The sequence below is a fragment of the Arthrobacter sp. B2I5 genome (assembly GCF_030816735.1).
In the GTDB taxonomy this organism is placed as follows: Bacteria; Actinomycetota; Actinomycetes; order Actinomycetales; family Micrococcaceae; genus Arthrobacter.
In genome coordinates, this window is sequence record NZ_JAUSYF010000001.1 from 1,345,034 (window position 1) to 1,368,624 (window position 23,591).

Below are 23,591 nucleotides of genomic sequence, written 5' to 3' on the forward strand. Positions count from 1 at the left end.
GCCACCAAGTGGTCCAGTTTGTGGCTCTTATCCACAGATTGGCCGCATTTGGACAATTGACTTTTGTTCCCCGGGGCTTGCAGTAACAATGAGGAAGTCCGGCCAGCACGGGCAGGTCCGGTGTATCCAGGGGGAGAACGGTATGGTTCCTGATTCAAGTGCCACTGCAGCACGGCTAAAGCGTCCATCGTGGAAGGACCCCCGGCTGCTGGTGGGAGTCCTCCTGGTCCTGGTATCAGTTGCCGGAGTCATCTTCCTTGTCGGCAGTGCCGACCGGACCACCGAGGTCTACGCTGCGCGGGAAGGCATAGCCGTGGGTGAGCGCCTGACGCCGGAGAACGTGGTCCCCGCCAAGGTGCGGCTGGGCGACACTGAAAAGCACTACATCAGCGTCGAGGCAGGCCTGCCCCAGGACGTTGTCGCCATGCAAAGGATTGCGAAGGACCAACTGGTCCCCAGGGCAAGCCTCGGGGAAGTGGATCGGCTGGACCGGAAGCCTGTCGCCCTCAGCGTCGAGCAGACCTTGCCGTCACAGGCAGTTGCCGGTGCCCGGGTGGATGTCTGGGTGGCGCAGCCGGATGCCAAGAATGGGTTCAGTGAGCCCAAGTTGATCCTTCCCGGAGCGGAAATTGCGGAGGTCACCACCGGTTCCACAGCCCTTGGATCGTCAAAGACCACCGTGCTGATGGTGCTGGTGGAGGACAGGCAGATGCCTGCTTTGCTTGGCGCTCAGGCAAACGAGGCGAAAATTTCCGTGGTGTGGAACCCGGGCGGCGCCCGGTGAGCATCCCCGTTGTCACCGTAGGCCAGAGCCGTGAGGACCTGGTAGGCGGCCTCGAAAGACTCCACGGCCCGGTCACAGTGGTTCGACGGTGCGCGGAACTTCCCGAACTGCTTGCCGCCTGCCAGAGCGGACTGGCAAGGGCGGCCGTGGTGGCGGAGGGTTCCGAGGGGCTAAGCGCTTCCCTGGTGGACCGTCTGGGAGCTGTTGGCGTGGCTATCATCGCCCTGACCGATATTGCGGAGGAGGCAGACCGGCTCCGCAGGATCGGTGTCGCCTCGGCGCTTACAGGGATTGAGTCCGCTGAGCTTTCAGACAGGATCGCCGACGCCGTCGCCCAGTTGACGGGCGGGCTTCGTCCGGCCAGCCTCAGTTCACTGGCCGATACCGGGGCTGCGCTGGCAACAGAACCCGTTGTGCCTGAACTGGACGCGGAGGGGTCCGGTGCCGGGGAGCTGATCGTCGTCTGGGGTCCGGCCGGATCCCCGGGCCGGACCACTGTTGCGGTGAACATTGCCGGTGAGATGGCAGCTGACGGGCGGGGGGTCCTGCTGGTCGACGCCGACAGCTACGGCGCCAGTGTGGCGGCGGTGTTGGGCCTGCTGGATGAGTCAGCAGGGCTGGCCCAGGCGTGCAGGCTTGCCGACCAGGGGCTGCTGGACGCGGACGCGCTGCGTAAGGTGGCCGCCACGATCGCCACCACAGCCGGGACGTTCCGGGTGTTGACCGGCATAACCCGCGCCGACCGGTGGACCGAGCTGCGTGCGCCTGCCCTGGCCCTGGTGCTTGAGCGGGCCCGGCAGATTGCCGACGTTGTGGTGGTGGATACCGGCTTTTGTCTTGAGGCGGATGAGGAGCTGAGCTTTGACACCATGGCGCCGCGGCGGAACGCGGCTACGCTGCGCCCGCTGGAACTTGCTGACACCGTCTATGCCGTGGGAGCTGCTGATCCCGTGGGCGTACCCCGGTTGGTCCGTGCACTTGCCGAACTGGAAGGCGCAGTTCCGCAGGCATCGCCCACCGTCATCATGAACAAGGTGCGTTCGTCCTCCGTCGGAAGGGCCCCGGAGCGCCAACTGCGGGATGCCTGGGATAGGTATGGACCCGCGTCCGGACTCAAGGCGTTCCTGCCTTACGACCCCGCAGCCGCAGACGCAGCCCTCCTGGCAGGGTCGTTGCTGCTCGAAGCGTCCCCCGACTCGGCCCTTCGGCATTCGATCAGAGAGTTGGTTTGTGCACCCGACCAGCGAAAATCGAAATCATCTGTATTTTCTTCCACACCGAGGCGAAGAGCAAAGGACTAGGCTCGCCATAAGAGCTGCAAAGGTGCGGCGAATATCTCTGATGGAGGCGTTGTTGATGTCGTCTGGATCCAGTGTGGAGGACCAGCCCCTTTCCATTGAAGGCCTTGAAGGTTTCATGGGGGACTACTACCAGCACCTGGCTGAGGAGGATGCCCGAAGCTACTCGCGGGACGTATTGGAGTCCCGGGCCGGGGAGCACAGGCGGACAGCGTCCGAACGGCAGCCAGGGCAGGCAAAAATCTCGATCATGGACGAAGAGGACAGCAGCGTCATCTTTGTCGTCACCGACGATATGCCGTTTCTTGTCGATTCGGTGAATGCAGAACTTGTCCGGCAGCACGCCGCCATCAAGCTTGTGGTGCACCCTCTTTTCGTGGCCACCAGGAACCGGGAAACCGGCGAACTGGTCAAGGTCAACAGGGTCCCCGCGCACTTGGGCATCTCAAGCGGCGACACTGCTGCAATGCCAAACCTGTCCCATCTCATTGCCCAGGGCGGGAATGCCTCGCACATGGAGTCGTGGATCGCCGTCGAAATCCAACGCGTCCCGGACGACGTGAAAGCGTCGCTGCTTGAGGGACTGACCCGCGTCCTGAAAGACGTGCGGGCCGCTGTCGAGGACTGGCCCAAGATGCGTCAAAAGGCCCGGGAAATCGCGGAAAGCCTGGACCAGGTGGCCCATCCGGCGCAGATTGCCGAACTGCGGCAGGCCAAGGACCTGCTGCGGTGGCTCGACGACGGGAACTTCACCTTCCTGGGCTACCGTGAATACGACCTGCTCAACGTGGACGGCGAAGACGTCCTCGAACTGCGCGAAGACAGTGGCCTCGGGCTTTTGCGCGCCGCTGCCGACTCCCCCCACATCCAGCACCTCACCGACACCGGCCGGAAAAAGGCGCGGGAAAAGCGTGCCCTTGTCATCACCAAGGCCAACTCACGGTCCACTGTGCACCGCTCGGCGTACCTGGACTACATCGGCGTCAAAAGCTTCGACGCCGCGGGCAATGTCAACGGCGAGCGCCGCTTCATTGGACTCTTCGCCACCAGCGCCTACGCCGGCTCTGTCCGGGATATCCCGATCGTCCGGGAGAAGGTGGACGCCGTGCTGCAGAACGCGGGGTTCCCGCCGGACTCGCACTCGGGCAAGGATCTCCTTGGAATCCTCGAAACCTACCCGCGTGATGAGCTCTTCCAGATCGAAATTCCCGACCTTGCCGCCACCGCGCTGGGAATCCAGAAGCTGCAGGAACGGCGGCGTACCCGCCTGTTCCTGAGGCCGGACATCTACGGCCGGTTCATGTCCGCCGTCGTCTACCTGCCCCGCGACCGCTACACCACCAACGTCAGGCTGCGGATCGAACAGGAACTGCGGGAAACGTTCCAGGCGGTCTCGATCGATTACGAAGCCCGCATGACGGAATCGGCACTCGCCCGGCTGTTCTTCCGCATCCGGCTGCCCAAGGACGCCGACGTCAGCCATGTCAACGCCGACGAGCTGGAAAAGCGGCTGGTCCGGGCCGCACGGTCGTGGAGTGAGGGAATTGCCGAAGTCCTGCGCGAGGGGCGGGATCCGGCCGAAGCAAAGGAACTGGCCGCTATCTGGGCCGAAGCGTTCCCTGCCAGCTACCGCGTGGACTACGAAGTAGAGGACGCGCTTGAGGACATTGCGCGTTTCGAGAAGTACGGGGCCGCCGCCGAGCGGAAGTCGGGGGAGCGGCAGGACCGTCCCGGCGTGCACGTGTACCTTCCCGAAGGCGCCGGCGCCACCCTCGAAGAGGATGCCCGGGTCAAGCTTTACATGCTGGAGCCCAAGAGCCTGAGCCAGATCCTGCCGTATTTCCATAACCTCGGACTCGAGGTCCTGGATGAACGGCCCTTTGAAATCGAAACAGCAGACCGCCGCGACTTCTTCCTTTACGACCTCGGGCTGAAGTACCCGGCCGGCGTGGACCCGGTCTCCACGGGGGAGCTCCTTGCCGAATCCTTTGGTGCGGCTGTCACGGGCGCTGCTGAATCGGACAGCTTTGACCGGCTGGTGCTGAGGGAGGGCCTGCATTGGCGGCAGATCACCGTCCTTCGCGCCTACGCCCGCTACATGCGCCAGATGGGCAACAGCAGCTCCTTCGGCTTCATGGCTGACACGCTCCTTGCAAACGCCGACGTGACGAGAGGCCTCACGGCGCTCTTTGCGGCCCGCTTTGATCCCGCCCTGAGCGATGAAGACCGGTCCGAGGCCCAGGAGACCGTGCGCCAGGAGCTCGCAGCGTCCATCGAGAAGGTGGCAACGCTGGACGCCGACCGCGTGCTGCGCACTTTCGTCAACCTCATTGAGGCCACCCTTCGCACCAACTTCTACCAGCACAAACCGCACCTGAGCTTCAAGCTGAACCCCGCGCAGATCGAAGGCCTGCCGTTCCCGCGGCCCATGTTCGAAATCTGGGTCTACTCCCCGCGTGTTGAGGGTGTGCACCTCCGGTTCGGCAAGGTGGCCCGTGGCGGGCTGCGCTGGTCCGACCGGCGGGAGGATTTCCGGACAGAAGTCCTGGGCCTGGTAAAGGCGCAAACGGTCAAGAACGCCGTCATCGTGCCCACCGGCGCGAAAGGCGGGTTCTTCGCCAAGCAGCTTCCCGATCCTTCCACGGACCGCGCGGCCTGGATGGCTGAAGGCGTCGAAAGCTACAAGACGTTCATCCGCGGACTGCTGGACCTTACTGACAACCTCCTCACTGAAGGCGACGGCGAACGCCTCGTGCCGCCGTCGAGCGTTGTCAGGCATGACGACGACGACTCTTACCTTGTGGTCGCGGCGGACAAGGGAACGGCTACTTTTTCCGACATTGCCAACAGCCTCTCCGCGGAGTATGGCTTCTGGCTTGGCGACGCATTCGCCTCCGGCGGTTCGGTTGGTTACGACCACAAGGCCATGGGCATCACCGCGCGCGGCGCCTGGGAATCCGTCAAACGCCACTTCAGCGAACTGGACCTGGATACCCAGACTGAGCCGTTCACCGTGGTGGGCGTGGGGGACATGTCCGGCGACGTATTCGGCAACGGGATGCTCCTGTCCCGGCATATCCGGCTGCTCGCGGCATTCGACCACCGGCACATCTTCCTGGACCCCAACCCCGACGAGGAATCCTCGTTTGCAGAGCGCCAGAGGCTGTTCGAGCTGCCCAGGTCCTCCTGGGACGATTACGACAAGTCCCTGATCAGCGAAGGCGGCGGAGTCTTCGTCCGGCAGGCCAAATCCATCCCCGTGTCCCCCCAGGTGCAGGCCGCGCTGGGGCTCCCGGCGGACACCACCGAACTCAGCCCTCCGGAGCTGCTGCGTGCCATCCTGCTGGCACCTGCGGACCTGCTCTACAACGGCGGAATCGGGACTTACGTCAAGGCGAGCTCCGAGTCCAACGCGTCCGTGGGTGACAAGGCCAACGACGCGATCCGCGTCAACGGCCGGGACCTGCGCGTCAAGGTGGTGGGCGAAGGCGGAAACCTCGGCATGACCCAGCGCGGCCGCATCGAGGCAGCCCTGCAGGGCGTCATTCTCAACACCGACGCCATCGACAACTCCGCCGGCGTGGACTGCTCCGACCACGAAGTGAACATCAAGATCTTCGTTGACCGGATGGTGGCTGCGGGCAAGCTGCCTGCCGCCGAGCGCGCCGACTTCCTCGCCTCCATGACGGATGAGGTTGGCCGGCTGGTCCTTGAAGACAACATCGACCAGAACATCCTGCTGCTCAATGACCGCACCCGGGTGGCGGAGTGGAGCCCGAGCTATGAGCGGCTCATGGACTGGCTGGAGAAGAGCGCCGATTTGAACCGGGACCTGGAGGCGTTGCCAACCACGGCGATGCTGCGGGACCGGCTGCAGCAGGGGCAGGGCCTGACGTCACCGGAGCTTTCGGTGCTGGCCGCCTATGCCAAGATCGAGCTGGCAACGGCGCTGCGCGACAGCGACCTTGCCGATGACCCATGGTTCCGGCAGACGCTGCGTTCATACTTCCCCCACCAGCTGCGCGAACGCTTTGACGCGGAGCTGGACACCCACCCGCTGCGCCGCGAGATCATCGCCACGGTAGTGGCGAACGACATGATCAACCTCGGCGGAATCACCTTCGCCTTCCGCGTCATGGAGGAGACATCGGCCAGCGAAGTAGCCGTCGCTAAGGCTTTCGTGGCCCTGCGCGAGGTATACGAACTGGATGCCATGGTGGGCGAACTGAACAGCCTGCCTGCCTCGTTCCCCACGGAGCACTGGAGCACGGTCCACCTGGACATCCGCCGGCTTTTGGACCGGGCGGTCCGCTGGCTGCTGAGCCAGGAGAGTGTTTCACGTCCCATTGCCGACGTGGTGGCCGAGTTCAAGCCCCTCATGGATCCGATGCGGGCCCGGCTGTTGGACTACCTGCGCGGCGACGACCGGGAACGCGTGGCGGAGTGGCTGGCGAAGGGCCGCGAGTGGCAACTCCCCGAAGGCCTTGCCCTGCGTTGGGCCGAGCTGTTCGAAAGCTTTGTGCTCCTGGATATCGCCAAGATCGCCCGGACCCGGAAGGATCCGGTGGAGCAGATTGCCGCCGTCTACTACACGGTGTTCAACCGTTTCCATGCCGACTCGCTGCTGGAGCGGATCAGCAGCCTGCCGCGCCAGGACCGGTGGCAGGCACTGGCCCGGGCCGCCCTGCGTGATGATCTGTACTCGACAGTGTCGGACATGACGACGGCGGTGCTGGAAGCCACGTCCGCCGCCGACTCACCCGACGCGCGGCTCAAGGACTGGGAAGCGCAGAATGCCGAGCAGTTGGGCAGGGCGAAGAGCATGTTCGACGAGGTGAACGCACTGGAAGCCGACGACATGGCCTCACTGTCGGTAGCATTGAGGCTCTTGAGGTCAATCGTCCGACGTTAGCAATCCGGCGTCGCAAATGGAGGTGCAGTGGCAATCTTTACGGACCCCATCAGGGAACATGCTGATTTCGGGCCGGGCGATGCCGAATGGCTGCACCTCCTGGTGGGGGACTGGCAGATGGTCGCGGACCTGGCTTTCGCGGACCTGGCGCTCTGGTTCCCCCACCCGGAGCTTGGCTACATCGCCCTGGCTCACGTGCGGCCATCCACTACGCACACAGCGTTCCACAGCGACTTTGTGGGAGAGGGAATCCGCTCCGACCTGCAGCCGCTCGTGGACAAGGCATGGAACTCCCGGTCCATTGAGCGGTCCAGTGAAACGAACTGGAACAGCGAGATGGCGCTGCGGGTGGAGGCGGTTCCCATGGTCCGCAACGGCCGGACCCTTGCGGTGGTCACCACCCACATGGACCTTTCCAGTTCCCGGATGCCGTCACGGCTGGAGCTGACCTACCGCCAGTGCGCCTACGACCTCCTGCGGATGGGCACGCTGGGGTTGTGGCCGGACTTCGCCTCGCCTACCGGTTCCCGCCGCGGCGCGCCCCGGGTGGGGGACGGCCTCATCAGGCTGGATGCCGATGGCGTGGTCCAGTACGCCAGCCCCAACGGGGTTTCGGCCTTCCGGCGGCTGGGTGATGGCGAATCCCTTGAAGGCCGCTCTCTGGCCGAGGTGACCGCCGGCCTGCTCAAGGACCGGCGCATGGTTGATGAGACCCTGCCGCTGGTGGTTACCGGACGCATGCCATGGCGGAGCGAGATCGAGTCCCGCGGGGTCAGCCTGTCCCTGCGGGCCATCCCGCTGCGGGATGAACAGCAGCGGTTCGGGGCCCTGGTCCTCTGCCGTGACGTCTCCGAACTGCGCCGGCGCGAGATGGAGCTGGTCACCAAGGACGCCACCATCCGGGAGATCCACCACCGCGTCAAGAACAATCTCCAGACCGTGGCTGCGCTCCTGCGGATGCAGTCCCGGCGCATGGTCAGCGACGAGGCGAAGCAGGGCCTGGAGCAGGCGATGCGGCGTGTGGCCACGATTGCGCTGGTCCACGAAACCTTGTCGCAGGGCCTGACGCAAAGTGTTGATTTCGACGAACTGATAGGGCGCCAGTTCCGGCTTTCGGCCGAGGTGGCTTCGCCTTCGCAGCAGGTCAGGACGGAACGCTCGGGTACATTCGGTGAGCTCCCCAGCGATCTCGCCACCCCGCTGGCCCTCGTCATTAACGAGCTGGTGACCAACGCGGTGGAGCATGGACTTGAGGGGCGGGCGGGAACAGTCTGGCTGGTTGCCGACCGGTCCGAGGGGGATGACGGCGAAGAGCTGACAGTGACGATTGCCGACGACGGAGTGGGGCTTCCACAGACTCCGCACGTTGAGGGCCTAGGACTTCAGATTGTGCGGACACTCGTCACCAGCGAGCTGGGCGGGACCATCACCTGGGAGCGCCGCGAGGGCGGTGGGACCGAGGTTAAGATCCGGCTCAGCCTGGCAGGGAAGTAGCGGCACCAGGCTGGTTGGGGACGCGCCCGGCCGCAAAGCAGAGTTTAAGAGACAGCGGCCCCTGGACAATCCAATGGGAATTGTCCAAGGGGCCTCTGTCTTGCGTTTGCTAAGACCTGTGGTTGCTGCCGGGTTACCTAGGAGGCGCGCCGTGCACGGGCGGCGCGCCGCTTGAGTGCGCGGCGCTCGTCTTCGCTCATGCCGCCCCAGACGCCGGCGTCCTGGCCGGACTCAAGGGCCCACTGCAGGCAGGTGTCTACGACGGGGCACCGGCGGCAGACGCTCTTGGCTTCCTCGATCTGCAGGAGGGCCGGTCCTGTATTCCCGACGGGGAAGAACAGTTCCGGGTCCTTGTCGAGGCACGCTGCGCGGTTACGCCAATCCATGCTGATCAGTTGCTCCATTTCTGGGAAAAGCCCTTTGTGAAATTATTCACTAGTGGCTACAAAGGAAAAGGGCCCTCTGGGCCCCCTTGGTCATCTTCATCAAGCCTGTCATGTTAACGCGGTGTAAACAAGGGGTAATAACACTTGATATCCGTCGAAACCTGAGCGATGCATCACAGTGGCGGCTCCCGCCCTCACCAGTGTCCGACTATGTCCGGTATGGTGCCAGTGTGTCAAGACCCCCGGTAAACCCAGCAGGTGTCCCAGCTTCCCCTGACGAGCCCCGCGAAGGTGCTGGACGCTCCGTAGACGGACGCTCGGAGATCGTTCCCGCGGCGGCCAAGGTGGTGGCGCTTGTGGCGGCTGCAGAAGCCACTGCCCTCCTGGTTGCGGCCGGGTGGTACGCCTATGAACTGCTCAGCGGGAGCCCCGTGCTGTCGTTCTGGGGCGCCGTCTTCACCTTGGGCCTCCTGCTGGCTTTTTCCGCCTGGCTGTTTGCGGTGTCCGTCTTTCTCTACCGGGGCTACCGGTGGACCCGGGCGGCGGCGCTGGTGGCCCAGTTATTCGTCCTGACCGTCGGAGTACCTGCCATAACCAGCGGACTGGTTCTTGCCGGGCTGGCCATGGTGGTCCCCGCCGTCATCGCCATCGTTCTCCTGTTCTCCAACAAGGTGATCAGCCATGCCTCGCGGACAGGAAGTGCACCCCCTGCTCTTTGACCTGCTGGCCGGTGCCGTGCTGCGCAGCCCGGTCTGCGTTTGACGCCGTCCCGGGCTTACTCACGCTGGGGCCCCCGACCAAGCGACCTGAAGGGGGCGGGACCGCCCGCCTGAGATGAGCACACCACGTCCTGGCGGGGGATTGGCCTCAACGTCAAACCTGACCCCGAACAGGTCGCCGTCGCCTGGGGAACGTGGGCCCAGCAGAAGTCCGACGCCGGCAGCCCGTGCGTTCATGACCAGCGGAACGTGTTGGAACAGCATCGGGCTGTATGCAGCAGTGACCATCAGGGAGTGGCCTAAGGCATTCAACTGCTCCAGAGCCCTCAGTGCCGGCGGGGCAAGCTGGTCGACGTCGTCCACCAGCAGCACGGTCTTCCGCGGCAGTCCGCCGCCCTCCGCCTGCACCAGCAGGTCCTTCCAGAAATCTCCCGCGGCCTCTGCCGGCATGGGAGAGGTGCACCATTGTTGCGCCGGGTTGAGTGCCGCCACTGCGAGCAGGGTGTTGGTTTTGCCGCTTCCCGGGTTGCCAAGAATTGCGGTGACGCCGGGGCTGGGCAACCGCAGGGACGCTGGAACGGGCTCGTCGCCGGCAACCCCCAGGAAGACGTCGCTCTGCCGGCGGTGCGATTTCGGGAGTTCGGAACTCCGCTCCCAGCCGGCTCGGTCCTTGCCGGGAACGTATGGCACCCCGCAGTGCTGCAGCCCGGCCTCTTCCATGGACGCTGCCACCTGCCCCACGGTGATTTTCGCGGGGAGTGGTTCTACACGGAAGGGCGGCGATGCGGCGGCCGGATATTGGGCACCGCTCCCACCTTCCGCTGGGTCCGGGGCCGGGTTGCGATAGAACTGGCAAAGAACCGGACCGCCGCCGGAGACAGGGCCGAAGGCTGCCGCCCTGCCGGTGACGGCCGGCATCGCAGGCATCCGAGGCCACATGGCGCGGCTTTCCTCACTGGTGCCGGCGGGAAAGAAGAATCGGTTGGGAATGGCGCCAAAGAATCTGGCCGTGACAAGCTCGCGCTCCCCATGCACCAGGACGGTGATACCTGCCCTGGTGCCGTCCCTGACGAGGTCATGAACCAGATCCTCCGCCCACGTAAGCGGTCCCGACCGGAAAGCCGAAACCCAGGAGCCCCAGCCGACGATCACGAGGACGAGCGGTACCTGCTTGGCAAGGGGCTGGCCTAGCCGTTGCCCCAGCTCACGGACTAGCCGCTCCAAAATACGGACTCCACGCCGCAGGTCATGGAGTCCGGCATGCGCGCCCACCCGGGCTTCACCTGCCAACGGGCAAAAATTCCCAGTTGTGTCCAGGAAATAGAAGTGGGCCTGGTCTGGGCCGGCCATTAGTTTATGGGCGGTCAGTTCCAGGGCCGAACCCGCTCCGGATGCAGGACTGCCAATGAATGCTGCGTGGCCGTGACTGGCAGGGCTCCACTCAAGGGGCTCAAGCCTTTGTTTTTCGGGCACGTCCATCAGGCCAAGGCGCACCTGCCCCGCCGGCGTCTCCGATTCCAGGGAAAGGGGTGGCGGGCCTCCTGAATTGATGGTTGGCGCGTTTCGTGAGGGTTCTTCCAGTGCATCGGGCAGGGGAGGAGCCACTGGCCTTCTCGGGACGGGCTTCTGCAGTGCAGCACACAGGCTCCTCACCAGGGCTGCCAGCGGTTCCACTGCCTGCGCAGGGGTGGCTGCGGAGGCGCGACCGCCGCCTGGCCCGGCTGCCTGGCGGGCAAGATATTCCATTGTCCGGTGCACCGTAACGGCGCTTGGCTGTTTGCCCCTGGAAGCGGACGACAGGGACGCCGCCTGGAACTCCACGGCCGCTTCCGTCCCGCGGGCCAGGAAGGCGCGGCCGGGAGTGTCAACACTGATGGCCGCGGCGTCCTTGGAGTTGACGATATCCACAGATTCCATGTCGGACTGCACCCGAAGGGCGATGCTTGAGGTGACGTTTGCGCGGATGTCAGCTGTTAATGCTCCCTGCGGTCTTTGCGTGGCCATGATCAAGTGGATGCCCAGCGACCGTCCGATCGACGCTATCCGCAGCAGCTCACGAAGAACCTCCGGTGCATCATCGACCAGCATCCTGAACTCATCAATGACGATGACCAGGTGGGGGAGAACAAAATCCTCGGCAGCCACTGTGGAGCGGTATGTGGAGAGGTCAGGGACGCGGGCCGCGGCGAGGCACCGCTCACGGAGTTGCACTTCGGCCCGAAGCGACCTCAGGGTCCGATCCAGTTCGTCGGCGGAAAGATCTGTTTGCAGTCCTACGCAATGAACCAGGCCGCTCAGCGGACCAAGACCTGAACCTCCCTTGAAGTCGATGAAGTAGAAGTTGACCCGGTCCGGCGGATAGGTCAGGGAGAGCGCGAGGGTCAGGCTCCGGAGCAGTTCCGACTTCCCTGAGCCTGTTGTGCCCGCCACCAGCAGATGGGGGCCGTCGGCGAGGAGGTCCAGGACCTTCGTTCCTGACGTACTCACCCCCACGGGTACGGGCAGCCCCTCAATCCTGGTGCTGGAGCTCCAGCGGTCAGCGGTGGCCGCGAGCGTCAGGGGCAGGACTTCGTCAAGACTGCATGAAGCGGGAACGCTCCTTACCTGTTCTTCGCCCTGGTGCCGGGAGCCTGCCAGGCGTCGGCAGAAAGCGGTGAACACTTCGGCCGGCACCAGGTCCGGGACAAACACAATCTCCCGGTAGTTCTGCGCCAGCGTTGATCTGCGCTCGGACAGGAAGACATCCGCTGCGGCTGGTTCCCCGTCCTCAGGCAGGAAATGAAGAACCTGCCACCCCCGCTGGACCGCTGCTTCACGCACCTCGTGTTCGGCCGCAGCTGCAGCGCTGTCCCCACGAATCAACAGGACTCCGCGCTCGCAGCCCAGTTGATCGCAGCTGTTCACGACATGGAGGGCGGCATCCAGTGTTGCAGCCAGCGTCACTCTGCTTAGATACCGGGCTGCGAGGGGGAGGGCTGCCGGCGGGCCATAGACAAGGACCTGCAGTTTGTCCGCACGCGGGTAGCCCGCCAGTTGCATCAGACAGGAACGAAGGGCGCCATCGATGGCCAACCCAGGGCCGCCGAGGATGGTGAGCGGGCGGCCAGGGTCGAGCACTACTGGGACGGTTCCCGCCGTTGGGACTGTCCGGGCCGGGCCGGCCGGTTCAATCCTGATATTGGCCGGTTGTTCTCCCTGGCCAAGCCGCAACCATACTTTGTCGCCGGAGGAGTCCGGGATGGACGTCCCTTCAGCCTTTGGGGCTGCCAGGGTGACGATGGGCAGCGGAGGGGCACTCCGCCGTCGCCGTTCCCTGTCTTGCTCAACAGCCGACGTCACAGCGGCTAACAGTTCCCGCCTCTGCCGCCGCCCGCTGACAGCGGGCACCAGGGCTGAAAGTACGGAAGCTGCGGAGAAAGCAAGGAACATCCACATTCCTGTGAGAACGGCCAGCAGCACCCCCAGGGCCAGTGGGAGGACTGCGGTCAGAAGGATCAGCGTTCGACTTCCTGTGTCAGGACGGCCGGGAACCACGATCGGTTCAGCCACCGACTTTCCGGCATCCGCCAGGACTTTCCCCTGCACGTCTGCGAATATCAGAGACAAGTTTGACTGACCGCACCTGATGGCTGAGTCCGTCGAGATTATGGTGCTCCGTATCCTTTCGCCGTCGACGTAGGTGCCGTTGGCACTATCCAGGTCAACCAACATGATCCTCGTGTCGGTGACGACAAGACGTGCGTGTTCGCGGGACAGCTCGGGGTCAGGGATGACGATTCGTGTGCCGCTTCGGCCGATGGTGTACGTGCCACGCCGCAGCGGCACGACAGTTCCCGCCGCTGCTCCACTGTCGACGGCGAGGATCAGGGGAGGGGCAGCATCAGCACCGGGCTGGCGCCGGAGACGCCGGTCCGAAGGGCTGGGGCCGCCGTCGACAAGGATCGCCGCTTCCACGAGCGGCGGCACGCCCAGGACCAAGGAGCAGAGATCCTTCCCGTCCACAGTGACAGCGCCTACACCGAACTTATGGATCAACTGCTCATGGACAACGTGGCCTGCCGTCCCGGCAGGAGCATCTATGGACAGTTCCACGGGTGGCTGGGGGCGTGGCGTTCCCGGTCCGCCCACCAGAGTGCAATTCAGCGTCATGGGTGTTGATCCTTCGGTGATGTACCCACACGCTAGCCGCCGGGGGCAACTCAAGGCATGAGCTTCATCCCCTATGTGGATAAGCTGCAAAGCTGACGGGAGCGTCTTTAGGCTGCTGCTTGCCGCCCCGTGTGCCGGGTCACAGCAGGAATGCTGATTCGACGGGCCGTACAGTCCCTCGGGTAGGCTAGAGCAGCAGACAATGCGCATCATTGCGCTGCCCGCATTCGAACCAGGAGATTTTGTGACCGCTGACCTTGTCATCGTAGGGTCCGGCTTTTTTGGCCTGACAATCGCAGAACAGGCCGCCACTGAGCTCGGCCTGAAGGTCGTTGTCCTCGACCGGCGCCATCACATCGGCGGAAACGCATACAGCGAAAAGGAAGAGCAGACCGGAATTGAGGTGCACCGCTATGGTGCGCACCTCTTCCACACCTCCAACGAGCGCGTGTGGGAGTACGTCAACCGGTTCACGACGTTCACCAACTACGTTCACAAGGTCTACGGCGTGCACAAGGGTGAGGTTTACTCCCTGCCCATTAACCTGGCCACGATCAACCAGTTCTTCCGCGCCAACATGACCCCGGGCCAGGCCCGCGAACTGATCCAGGAACAGGCCGGGGAACTGGCAGGCACCGATCCGCAGAACCTGAATGACAAGGGTATACAGCTGATCGGCCGGCCGCTTTACGAGGCTTTCATCAAGCACTACACCGGCAAGCAGTGGCAGACGGATCCCAAGGACCTGCCGGCAGGCATCATTTCCCGGCTACCGGTGCGCTACAACTACGACAACCGCTACTTCAACGACAAGTACGAGGGCCTGCCGACCAACGGCTACACTGCCTGGATCGAAAAGATGGCGGAACACCCCAATATCGAGGTGCGGCTCAACACCGACTTCTTCGATGAGTCGCACGAGTACAGCAAGAACAAGGTTGTTGGCAACATCCCGGTCGTCTACACGGGCCCGGTCGACCGGTACTTCGACTACACAGAGGGCGACCTCTCCTGGCGCACTATCGATTTTGAGGAAGAAGTCCTGGACATGGGCGACTTCCAGGGCACATCCGTTGTGAACTACAACGATGACGACGTCTCTTACACGCGCATTATCGAACCGCGCCACTTCCACCCCGAGCGCGACTACCAGACCGAAAAGACAATCATCATGCGTGAATTCTCGCGTTTTGCTGAGAAGGACGACGAGCCCTACTACCCGGTCAATACGTCAGCCGACAGGGAGCGGCTGCTCAAGTACCGCGATCTTGCCGCTGCCGAAAAGGACGTGCTCTTCGGTGGGCGCCTGGGCACGTACAAGTACCTTGACATGCACATGGCCATCGGTTCCGCGCTCAGCATGTTCGACAACAAGATCCGGCCGCACTTCGAGAGCGGCGTGCAGCTTGAGAGTGGGGGAGTCGACGCATGAGCGTCCCTACCGACAACAAGGCGAAGAACACCGTGAAAGCTGATGCGGGCAAGACCCGGGAGGCCTGGCAGACGCTTCAGCGCGTGATTCTGCCCAGCGCCAGCCAGATGGACACGGTACCGCTGTATATGGACATGGGCACCGCCACCGGCATCCAGCTGCCGACGGCGGGGGATGGGGACGGGAAGGCGACCAGGGCTCGGACCATCAGCAGCCCCACCAAAGAAGCGCACGTGGAGGACTTCCTTTCGCGGCAATCAACCTCTGTCCGCTCCGGCGAACGGGTTTCCTTCGGCACCTACTTCAACGCTTTCCCCGCCAGCTACTGGCGCCGGTGGACGACAGTGGATAAGATCCGGCTCCAGGTCCGGACACAGGGCGCAGGCTCCGTTATCGTTTACAAGTCAAACGCCCGCGGCTCACTGCAGCGGGTGGACACCCGGCGGGTCGAAGGCAACGCTGAGAGCACGTTTGAACTTTCACTGGCGCCCTTCGGCGACGGCGGGTGGTACTGGTTCGATCTGCTGGCCGGAACCGAGCCCCTGATCATGCTCGACGCCGAATGGCAGGGTCCGGCAGTAGAAACAACGCTTGGGTCCGTCACGCTCCAGATCACCACCCTGAACAAGACGGATTTCTGCCTCAACAACCTGCGGCTCCTTGCCGACAGTGAAGAAGCTCTTGCCCACGTACAGGAGATCCTGATTGTTGACCAGGGCACACAGAAACTTTCTGACGCTGAGGGTTTCGACGACGTTAAGCGATCGCTCAAGGGCAAGCTGCGCATCATCAACCAGTCCAACCTGGGCGGGTCCGGCGGTTTTGCCCGGGGCATGTTCGAAGCTGTCGAGAACGGCAGCGATTACGCCTTGTTGATGGATGACGATGTTGTCGTTGAGCCGGAAAGCATCATTCGGCTCCTGACCTTCGCGGACCGGTGCAAGACTCCGACCCTCGTCGGAGGACACATGTTCGACCTCTACAACCGCACCGTCCTGCATACCTTCGGCGAAGTTGTTAACCCCTACAGGTTCCAGCCGTCGCTCCCGAGCGAGGACATGATTCTTGGGCACGACTTCCTGTCGTCCAACCTTCGTCAGACCCCGTGGCTGCACCGGCGTTGCGACGTTGACTACAACGGCTGGTGGATGTGCCTCATCCCCACCCAGGTAATCCGCGAGATTGGTCTCTCACTCCCGCTGTTCATTAAATGGGACGACTCTGAGTACGGATTGCGGGCCAAGGCAGCCGGTTACCCCACTGTGTCGCTGCCTGGTTCGGCCGTCTGGCACGTTTCCTGGATCGACAAGGACGACTTGGTTGGTTGGCAGGCGTACTTCCATGCCCGCAACCGGGTGGTAGCTGCGCTGCTGCATAGTCCCTACGAGTTCGGCGGCAGGGTCATGAAGGAGTCGCAATACGCCGACGTCAAGCACCTCGTCTCGATGCAGTACGCCACAGCCCAGGGCCGGCAATGGGCGCTGGAGGACGTGTTGAAGGGTCCAGGCGCCCTTCCCGAACTCCTGTCAGCGAAGCTGCCCCAGATCCGCGAGATGATGTCCGCACACTCGGATGCAGTCTTCCGTCCTGACCCCGAGGACTTCCCTGCGCCCAAGATGGACAAGCCACCCCGCCGGGGGCACGGCCCCTCGCAGCCAGGAAAACTGACTCTCCTTCCCTGGGCAGCAAAGACTGTAGTTCGGCAACTGGCGAGCCCGGTCAAGGGCACCAGCGCGCAACGGCCGCAAACGACCATCGCACACCAGGACAACCGGTGGTGGCGGATGGCGCAGTATGACAGCGCCGTAGTGTCCAACGCCGAGGGCACGGGTGCTTCCTGGTATCGGCGCGATCCCAAGCAGTTGCGGAAAATGTTGGCCGAAAGCGGCAAGCTCCACGCTGCCTTGCTGAAGGATTGGCCCGCTCTCAGTAAGAAGTACAAAGCCGCCGTTTCGGAGCTGACCTCCATGGAGTCCTGGAGGAAGACGTTCGAGCAACACACCCAGAACGAGATCAAGTGAGCGCAATCGCAGCCGGTGAGTTAACCACTCCCGGACTTGGCGGTGGGCTGCGGGACATCAGGCAGTCCGGCTTCCTGCTTAAGCTGCTGGTCCGCAAAGAGCTCAAGGTGCGTTACCGGGGCTCTGTGCTGGGCCTTGTCTGGTCATACGTTAAGCCCGGTGTGCAGTTCATTGTCTTCTATGTGGCGTTGGGGGTTTTCCTCGGCCTTGAGCGCAGTGCGCGGAACCCGGAAGGGCTTTCAAACTATGCGGTCTACCTGTTCTCCGGCATTGTCCTGATTAACTTCTTCACTGAGGCCCTGGGCAATGCCGCACGGTCAATAGTCAATAACGGGAACCTCATCAAGAAGATCTATCTTCCGCGCGAGCTCTTTCCCATTGCTTCCGTCTGGGTGTCGGCCGTGCACTTCTTCCCGCAGCTGGTGGTGCTGGTGATCGGGTGCCTTTTCGCCGGCTGGCATCCTAACCTCATCCAGCTGCTGGCTGCGGTTGCGGGTTTCGTCATCGTGGCTCTGCTCGCCACTGGACTTGGTCTCTTGTTCGGCGCGGCCAACGTCTACTTCCGCGATTCCGAGAACCTGGTGGACATGCTCCTGATGATTGCCACCTGGGCTTCACCGGTGATGTACGCATGGTCGATGGTGCAGGAGAAGCTGGGAACAGCATGGTTTGCTGTCTATCAGGCGAACCCGATCACCATCGGTGTGGAACTGTTCCACTATGCCTTCTGGTTTCCGACGACCGACGGATCTGCCGCCATGCCCCCGAACCTTTTCAGTCTTTGGCTGCCTGTCGGGCTGGGACTTGCCTTGGCGATCCTCGTGCTGGGCCAATTCACCTTTCGGCGCCTCGAGGGGCGCTTCGCGCAGGAGCTTTAAGTGATCAACGCAATTGAAGTTTCTGACATCAGCAAGCAATTTGTCCTCCGTCATACGCGGTCCATCAAAGAAGCCGTTGTTTGGCTCGTCAAGGGACGCAAGGGAGACCTCTCAGAGAAGTTCCACGCACTAAAGAACGTTTCCCTCAACATCGAGGCCGGGGAGACCGTGGCGCTCCTGGGGTTGAACGGTTCGGGCAAGTCCACTCTGCTCAAGCATATTTCGGGAGTCATGCTCCCCGACAGCGGGACGGTAAAGACAAGGGGCCGGGTTGCTGGACTCATCGAAGTAGGCGCTGGCTTCCACCCTGACCTCTCCGGGCGGGATAATGTGTTCCTCAACGGCGCCATCCTGGGAATGACGGAGCAGCAGATCAAGGAGCGATTCGATGACATTGTCGAATTTTCCGAGATCGGCCAGTTCATCGATACCGAGGTCAAGTTCTACTCCTCCGGCATGTACCTGCGATTGGCCTTCTCGGTAGCTGTGCACACAGACCCTGAGGTGTTCCTCATCGACGAGATCCTCGCGGTTGGAGACGAGCCTTTCCAACGGAAGTGCATCGACAAGATCCAGGATTTGGCGCGGGCCGGCAAGACCCTGGTTGTGGTCAGCCACGACCTTGATCTGGTAGCCCGTATTTGTGATCGAGGCGTTCTGATGGAGCACGGAAATGTGAAGTTCGACGGTCCAATCCATGAGGCAGTGCAACTACTCAGGGGCTAGTTCCACAAACATACGTATCCGTACCGGTCACGGTGCTCTCAACTTCTCTGGTCACTGGTCCTGTCTCTCATTGCGGCCGAGAAGACGTACATTCCTCTCAACGCTTCACATTGGTCGGGCTGTTGACTCTACGTGTGTCAGCGATGGTCGAAAAGTGAGCCGTTTCGCGGGCTGAAAAGTGAGCCGCTTTGACGCTGGTTATTCTGCCGTATTTTCCGGCTTTGTCGAGGGCAGCGAGTCGACCTGGGTGTGTTTGAGGCGGTAGCTGGAGCCTTTGAGGGTGATGACTTCGGCGTGGTGGACGATGCGGTCGATCATGGCCGAGGCGACAACCTGATCGCCGAAGACGTCGCCCCAGCGGGCGAAGGGCAGGTTCGAGGTCAGGATCAGCGAGGCGTGCTCGTAGCGAGATGAGACCAGTTGGAAGAACAGGTTAGCGGCGTCCTGCTCGAAGGGGATGTAGCCGACTTCGTCCACGATGATCAGGCCGTAGCGGCGCAGCCTGACCAGTTCCTGGGGCAGCCGGCCGTTCTGGTGGGCTGCCTGGAGCCGGGCGACCCAGTCGATGGCGGTGGCGAACAGGACCCGGTGACCGAGCTGGGTGGCGCGTATGCCCAGGCCGGTGGCTAGGTGGGTTTTGCCGGTGCCGGGCGGTCCGAGCAGGACGATGTTGGACGCTTCGGTGAGGAACGCGCCCGTCGCCAGGTGCGCGATGGTGTCGCGTTTGAGGCCGGGCTGGTGATCGAAGTTGAAGTCTTCGAGTGATTTCTGGGCCGGGAAACCAGCTGCCCGGGCCCTGATCTCGGCGCCGGAGGCTTCCCTGGCTGCGACTTCCCGGGACAGCACAGCGGCGAGGTATTCCTCGTGCGTCCAGCCTCCTTCACGGGCCTGGTCCGCGAGCCGGGTCGCTGCTTCACGGATCCGGGGTGCTTTCATCGCACGGGAGTAGTACTCGATCTGGCCTAAGGTTTCCTTCGCGGCCGGCATCAGGCAACCTGCCCATCATCCAGGACAACCCCGAACGCCCGGTCGTAGTCCGCCAGGTCCCGCAACCCGGTTGTTTCGCCGACCGGGTGAGGGTTTTGGAAGGCCTTCCGCAGTGCCCTTGCCGCCTCGACGTGGTCCGGGTCGGTGATGGTCAGACCGGCGCCCCACGACCGGGGTGGGTGCCGACCGGTCTGCCGTCCAGGCTGATCCTCACAGTGTCGAGATCCGCGGTGACGTCGACGAACCGGCCGGTGGCCTGCGGGTGGACGGAGTAGTCGTTGGATCCCATCCGGACGTAGTAGTCCCTCGGCAGCCGGACTCCTTGCGGTGAAGCCGGTGACCGGTGGAACCGGCGGCAGCGCCAGCATTGCCGTTTTGTCCGCAGCGAGCAGGTCCGCCGGGCGGGCGCCGGTCCTCCTAACTAGCCGGGCGTTGGCTTTCGGCAGCCACTGGCCGAGCTGGTGGCCGATGCCCGTTTCGTTGTCCCAGATCAGCCGCCGCGGAACCGCACCCAGGGATCCGAGCAGCTCCCACATCCCGGCCAGCAGGTTCCCCGGTCATCCGGGACGGGATCATCCGGGCCATGATGAACCGTGAATGCGAGCAGACCATCACCAGGACCGGCAACACCCTGGCTTTGCCGGGACCGACGGGTATCCGCACCTCCGGAAACCACAGATCGCACTGCGCCTGATCCCCGGGATCGTAAGAGATCCGGTCAGCAGGATCAGCCGGGGCATACTCGGGCCTGATCCTGGCCACGTTCTCCCGGAACCAGGCTGCAGACCCAGACCAGCCAACCCGTTCAGCCAACACCGTCGCCGGCATCCGCGGATTCTCCACCAGCAGCGCACGAATTGCCGGTTCCACAGCCTTGATCCCGGAGTCCTACGGCGCCCGAACGTAAGTTGGCGGACCGTCAGCGCTGACTGCCTTCGCGACAGTGTTCCTGGAGATCCCTAACCGCGCCGCTATCGACCTCATCGACTCACCCTCGGCCAGATGCAACCGCCGAATAAGCGCCCAATCCTCCACTGTGATCACCCACCCAATCGTTTGGAACAGGTGGCTCAGTTTTCAACCGTCACAATGGCGCACTTCCGACCGTCACCGACAACGTGACGGGCACGTTTGGGGATCGTCCGGAAAACGTTTGTGTAGGCGACCAGCTCCGACGGGTGCCAGGGCACGTTCCTGGCGCCAAGATTAAGACGCGACAGGTTTAGTAAGGAAGTGAGCAGTTCTACTGGCCATCAGTGGGCAATTTCATGGGCGCGCCTACGGGCGGTTTTCATGGCCGCTATCAGGACATATTCACGGCGAGGTACTCCTCGTGAGTCCAGCCTCCTTCACGGGCTTGATCTGCGAGCCGAGCTGCTGCTTCCCGGTTCCAGCGTGCTTTCATCGCCCTGAAGTATTGCTCGATCTGGCGAGTGGTTTCTTTAGCAGCCGGTATCAGGCAACCTGTCCATCATCGAAGACAACCCCGAACTGTTGACGCCAACTGAAAATGAGGCCACTGACTATAGGGCGTCCGGAACACTGGTAGCGGATGGCGGAGGCCGGCCCGGGCCGTCAGAGGAACCGGCGACCGCTTGTGGTGCACCTATCCATTTGTCCCACCAAAATGACCGATCAATACATGCTCGCTTCGTTGAAGCGCTGAGCCAACATGGGGACCATTGAATGCATATAGCTCCGCGCTATATGATCAGTGTCGTAGTAGACCGGAAGTCCGCCAATGACGGCGTGACATGTCATGTCAGTGCAGAATTGATCGGAAAGGTCAATGACCCGGATCTTTGGGTTACGCATCGCGCGTGCTGCGTCGGCAACCGGGTCTGCCACCAATGCCTCGGACCGAGGGTTGGCGCACTCCACCGGGTTGCCTTTATTCAGTTCGACGCAATCAGGACTGCTTCTTTGAAGTGTAAGCGGTGTATCCCGAAGCACATATATAGCGGCGCCGGACTCTGCCCAGCTTGTGAAGCGACTGGCCACGGCCTGGCTGTACTGCTCATGTTGAGGCCGCCGAGTCCCGTCGTCCACCGTCTCACCGGCGGAAAAGGAGGAGACGAACAGTATGTCCGGTTTCTCGTCAATCACACGGCTTGTGACCTGCCTACCCCACTCCAGGCATTGCTGCTGGAATTGCGCGTCCATGCTTTGGGCTCCCTTGAAGGCGACTCGCTTGACATCAATGAAGGGACAACCGCCCAGAAGAGATTCTCTGACCTTCCATTTATGGTGTCTCGCCAGTTCGTAAATCGCAGCCTTCCATTGCTCCGCGTGGGAGTCGCCCACCAGCCACACGGTCGCAGTCGGTTTCTCGCCGGAAGTGAAATCACAATCCACAAGCAGCGTCCGGCCCTGAACAACTATCGGGTCAGCCGCTGGCGCGCATTCCTTGGCATTAAACCAAGGACTCTCATCCGCGCTGACTCCATTGACCTGTGCTGGACCGAACGGGTCGGGACATGACTGCTGGTCTAAGCTGCGTGCTCCATAACATGGCTGCCCGGCAAGGCTCTGCAGCTTTGCTGCTTCTGCTTCCTGAGCCTTCCCCAGGCCAATGAGAAGGGCTCCGCAAAGGGCACATACAGCTAACATTGCCGCGGCCAGTTTGATGAAGACACCGCGGAGGCCTGTACTGCCCCCAAACGAACCTCGATTGGGGTCTTCAACAAATCTCTTGGTGACGTAGGCGAGGCCGAACGACACGACCAGGATAGCTGCTTTGTGGGCATTTCCCACCCCTGCGGCCGTACCCAAGACGCTCGGTGCAAGGACGATGAGCGGCCAGTGCCATAAGTAGAGCGAGTAGGAGAGGCCGCCCACGACTTGGACTGGTTTGGCGCGCAGGAGGATGTCGGGTGACCATACTGGCCCTTCGGGTCCAGACATAATGACCAGGAGTGCACCAAGCACCGGCAGGGTTGCGGCAATACCAGGGAACGGGGTGTTGCTCGTGAGCTTGAAAGCCGCCACGATAACGAGACCATATCCAAGCCACTGCAAGGTACCCGATACTTGCGGCTGAAGGGTCAGGAATTTCCCGTGCCGCAAGGTATGTTGCCGGAGCCCGACAATTGCCGCCATGGCGCCGGCCCCGAACTCCCAAACCCGCGCCGGTGTGACGAAGTACGCTTGGGTGCTGCCTGTGTAGGTAAACCAGACGCAGTATGCCAGGGACAGGACACTTAGGAGGCCAACAGCGCTGAAGAGAAGCGGTGCCCGGACAGGACTATATCTCCGGGCTGCAACAGCCAGGCCAATAAGCAGCAGCGGCCAGACAAGGTAGAACTGCTCCTCAACTGAGAGCGACCAGTAGTGCTGCACGGTCGACGCAGCGTCGTTGTGAGAGGAATAATTCACAGACTTTGCGGCTAGCAGCCAATTCTCAATGTACAGAACTGAGGCCAAGGTCTCCTGCGCGATACCGAACCAGCGGGAAAAAGGCAGGAGAAGCCAGGCAGCGACCAAGGACAAAACGCTGACGAGCGTTGCAGCAGGCAGAAGCCGCTTGATTCGGCGGGCGTAGAAGCGTCCCAATGCGATTCGCCCTGTTTCCTTCAACTCCACAAGCAAGTGCGTGGATATGAGGAAGCCCGAGATCACAAAGAAAACGTCAACGCCAACATACCCGCCTGTCAACTTGTCGGGCCACAAGTGATTGAGAACTACAAGACCAACGGCCAAGGCACGCAATGCCTGTATATCTTTGCGTACGGCCCTGGCGGTTCTGGTCCGTTGCGGAGCCGTATACTCCAGAGTCTGTTCGATCACGTAACGTCCCCTTCAGCCC

General features: G+C 62.7%; 13 protein-coding genes and 1 pseudogene. 9 read left to right on the forward strand and 5 right to left on the reverse strand.

Annotated features, from left to right (window positions below; genetic code table 11):
* Window positions 1-142 precede the first annotated feature (142 nt).
* Genes QFZ60_RS06430 through QFZ60_RS06445 form a run of 4 tightly spaced genes read left to right on the forward strand, consistent with a single transcriptional unit; the run spans window position 143 to window position 8,488 of the window.
* Entirely contained in the window at window positions 143-784 is a 642-nt protein-coding gene (locus QFZ60_RS06430) for a hypothetical protein (RefSeq protein WP_307089124.1), read from the forward strand.
* Complete coding sequence (locus tag QFZ60_RS06435) at window positions 781-2,085, forward strand: chromosome partitioning protein (protein WP_307089125.1); 1,305 nt, start codon at window positions 781-783, stop codon at window positions 2,083-2,085. The genes QFZ60_RS06430 and QFZ60_RS06435 overlap by 4 nt, the downstream gene beginning before the upstream one ends.
* A gap of 55 nt (window positions 2,086-2,140) precedes the next feature.
* Complete coding sequence (locus QFZ60_RS06440; RefSeq protein WP_307089127.1) at window positions 2,141-6,994, forward strand: NAD-glutamate dehydrogenase; 4,854 nt, start codon at window positions 2,141-2,143, stop codon at window positions 6,992-6,994.
* Window positions 6,995-7,021: 27 nt separating this feature from the next.
* Window positions 7,022-8,488 carry a sensor histidine kinase gene (locus tag QFZ60_RS06445; RefSeq protein ID WP_018768501.1) on the forward strand — a complete coding sequence of 489 codons (1,467 nt, stop codon included), beginning with the start codon at window positions 7,022-7,024 and terminating at the stop codon, window positions 8,486-8,488.
* Between the two features lie 137 nt (window positions 8,489-8,625).
* Here the strand turns inward: QFZ60_RS06445 and QFZ60_RS06450 are convergent, their stop codons facing one another.
* Window positions 8,626-8,874 carry a WhiB family transcriptional regulator gene (locus QFZ60_RS06450; RefSeq protein WP_003804966.1) on the reverse strand — a complete coding sequence of 83 codons (249 nt, stop codon included), beginning with the start codon at window positions 8,872-8,874 and terminating at the stop codon, window positions 8,626-8,628.
* A gap of 230 nt (window positions 8,875-9,104) precedes the next feature.
* On the opposite strand from QFZ60_RS06450, the gene QFZ60_RS06455 reads away from it, so the two are divergent.
* A complete protein-coding gene (locus QFZ60_RS06455; RefSeq protein WP_373427664.1) occupies window positions 9,105-9,593 on the forward strand; it encodes a hypothetical protein in 489 nt (162 codons plus the stop codon).
* Window positions 9,594-9,653: 60 nt separating this feature from the next.
* Here the strand turns inward: QFZ60_RS06455 and QFZ60_RS06460 are convergent, their stop codons facing one another.
* Window positions 9,654-13,742, reverse strand: coding sequence for an FtsK/SpoIIIE domain-containing protein (locus tag QFZ60_RS06460; protein WP_307089129.1), 4,089 nt, complete (start codon window positions 13,740-13,742; stop codon window positions 9,654-9,656).
* A gap of 244 nt (window positions 13,743-13,986) precedes the next feature.
* Between QFZ60_RS06460 and glf the strand changes: the two genes are divergently transcribed.
* Genes glf through QFZ60_RS06480 form a run of 4 tightly spaced genes read left to right on the forward strand, consistent with a single transcriptional unit; the run spans window position 13,987 to window position 18,799 of the window.
* Entirely contained in the window at window positions 13,987-15,174 is a 1,188-nt protein-coding gene (gene glf / locus QFZ60_RS06465) for a UDP-galactopyranose mutase (RefSeq protein WP_307089130.1), read from the forward strand.
* Window positions 15,171-17,195: a glycosyltransferase gene (locus tag QFZ60_RS06470; protein ID WP_307089131.1), complete on the forward strand. Its 2,025-nt coding sequence runs from the start codon at window positions 15,171-15,173 to the stop codon at window positions 17,193-17,195. The genes glf and QFZ60_RS06470 overlap by 4 nt, the downstream gene beginning before the upstream one ends.
* Complete coding sequence (locus QFZ60_RS06475) at window positions 17,192-18,073, forward strand: ABC transporter permease (protein ID WP_307089133.1); 882 nt, start codon at window positions 17,192-17,194, stop codon at window positions 18,071-18,073. The genes QFZ60_RS06470 and QFZ60_RS06475 overlap by 4 nt, the downstream gene beginning before the upstream one ends.
* Window positions 18,074-18,799 carry an ABC transporter ATP-binding protein gene (locus QFZ60_RS06480; RefSeq protein ID WP_307089135.1) on the forward strand — a complete coding sequence of 242 codons (726 nt, stop codon included), beginning with the start codon at window positions 18,074-18,076 and terminating at the stop codon, window positions 18,797-18,799.
* Between the two features lie 198 nt (window positions 18,800-18,997).
* Here QFZ60_RS06480 and istB read toward each other — a convergent pair whose 3' ends face one another.
* The 3 genes and pseudogenes from istB to QFZ60_RS06495 all read right to left on the reverse strand — a co-directional run bounded on the left by istB (window position 18,998) and on the right by QFZ60_RS06495 (window position 23,572).
* Window positions 18,998-19,786, reverse strand: coding sequence for an IS21-like element helper ATPase IstB (gene istB, locus QFZ60_RS06485; RefSeq protein WP_307089137.1), 789 nt, complete (start codon window positions 19,784-19,786; stop codon window positions 18,998-19,000).
* Window positions 19,786-20,830 (reverse strand): annotated as a pseudogene (locus QFZ60_RS06490) (DDE-type integrase/transposase/recombinase). The gene istB and the pseudogene QFZ60_RS06490 overlap by 1 nt, the downstream one beginning before the upstream one ends.
* A 591-nt stretch (window positions 20,831-21,421) precedes the next feature.
* Entirely contained in the window at window positions 21,422-23,572 is a 2,151-nt protein-coding gene (locus tag QFZ60_RS06495) for an acyltransferase family protein (RefSeq protein ID WP_307089138.1), read from the reverse strand.
* Between the last annotated feature and the right edge of the window lie 19 nt (window positions 23,573-23,591).

Coding starts and splice junctions, on each gene's coding strand:
- QFZ60_RS06440 (WP_307089127.1), top strand. CDS start 2,141: ATGTCGTCTGGATCCAGTGTGGAGGACCAGCCCCTTTCCATTGAAGGC.
- QFZ60_RS06470 (WP_307089131.1), top strand. CDS start 15,171: ATGAGCGTCCCTACCGACAACAAGGCGAAGAACACCGTGAAAGCTGAT.
- QFZ60_RS06430 (WP_307089124.1), top strand. CDS start 143: ATGGTTCCTGATTCAAGTGCCACTGCAGCACGGCTAAAGCGTCCATCG.
- QFZ60_RS06460 (WP_307089129.1), bottom strand. CDS start 13,742: ATGACGCTGAATTGCACTCTGGTGGGCGGACCGGGAACGCCACGCCCC.
- istB (WP_307089137.1), bottom strand. CDS start 19,786: ATGCCGGCCGCGAAGGAAACCTTAGGCCAGATCGAGTACTACTCCCGT.
- QFZ60_RS06450 (WP_003804966.1), bottom strand. CDS start 8,874: ATGGATTGGCGTAACCGCGCAGCGTGCCTCGACAAGGACCCGGAACTG.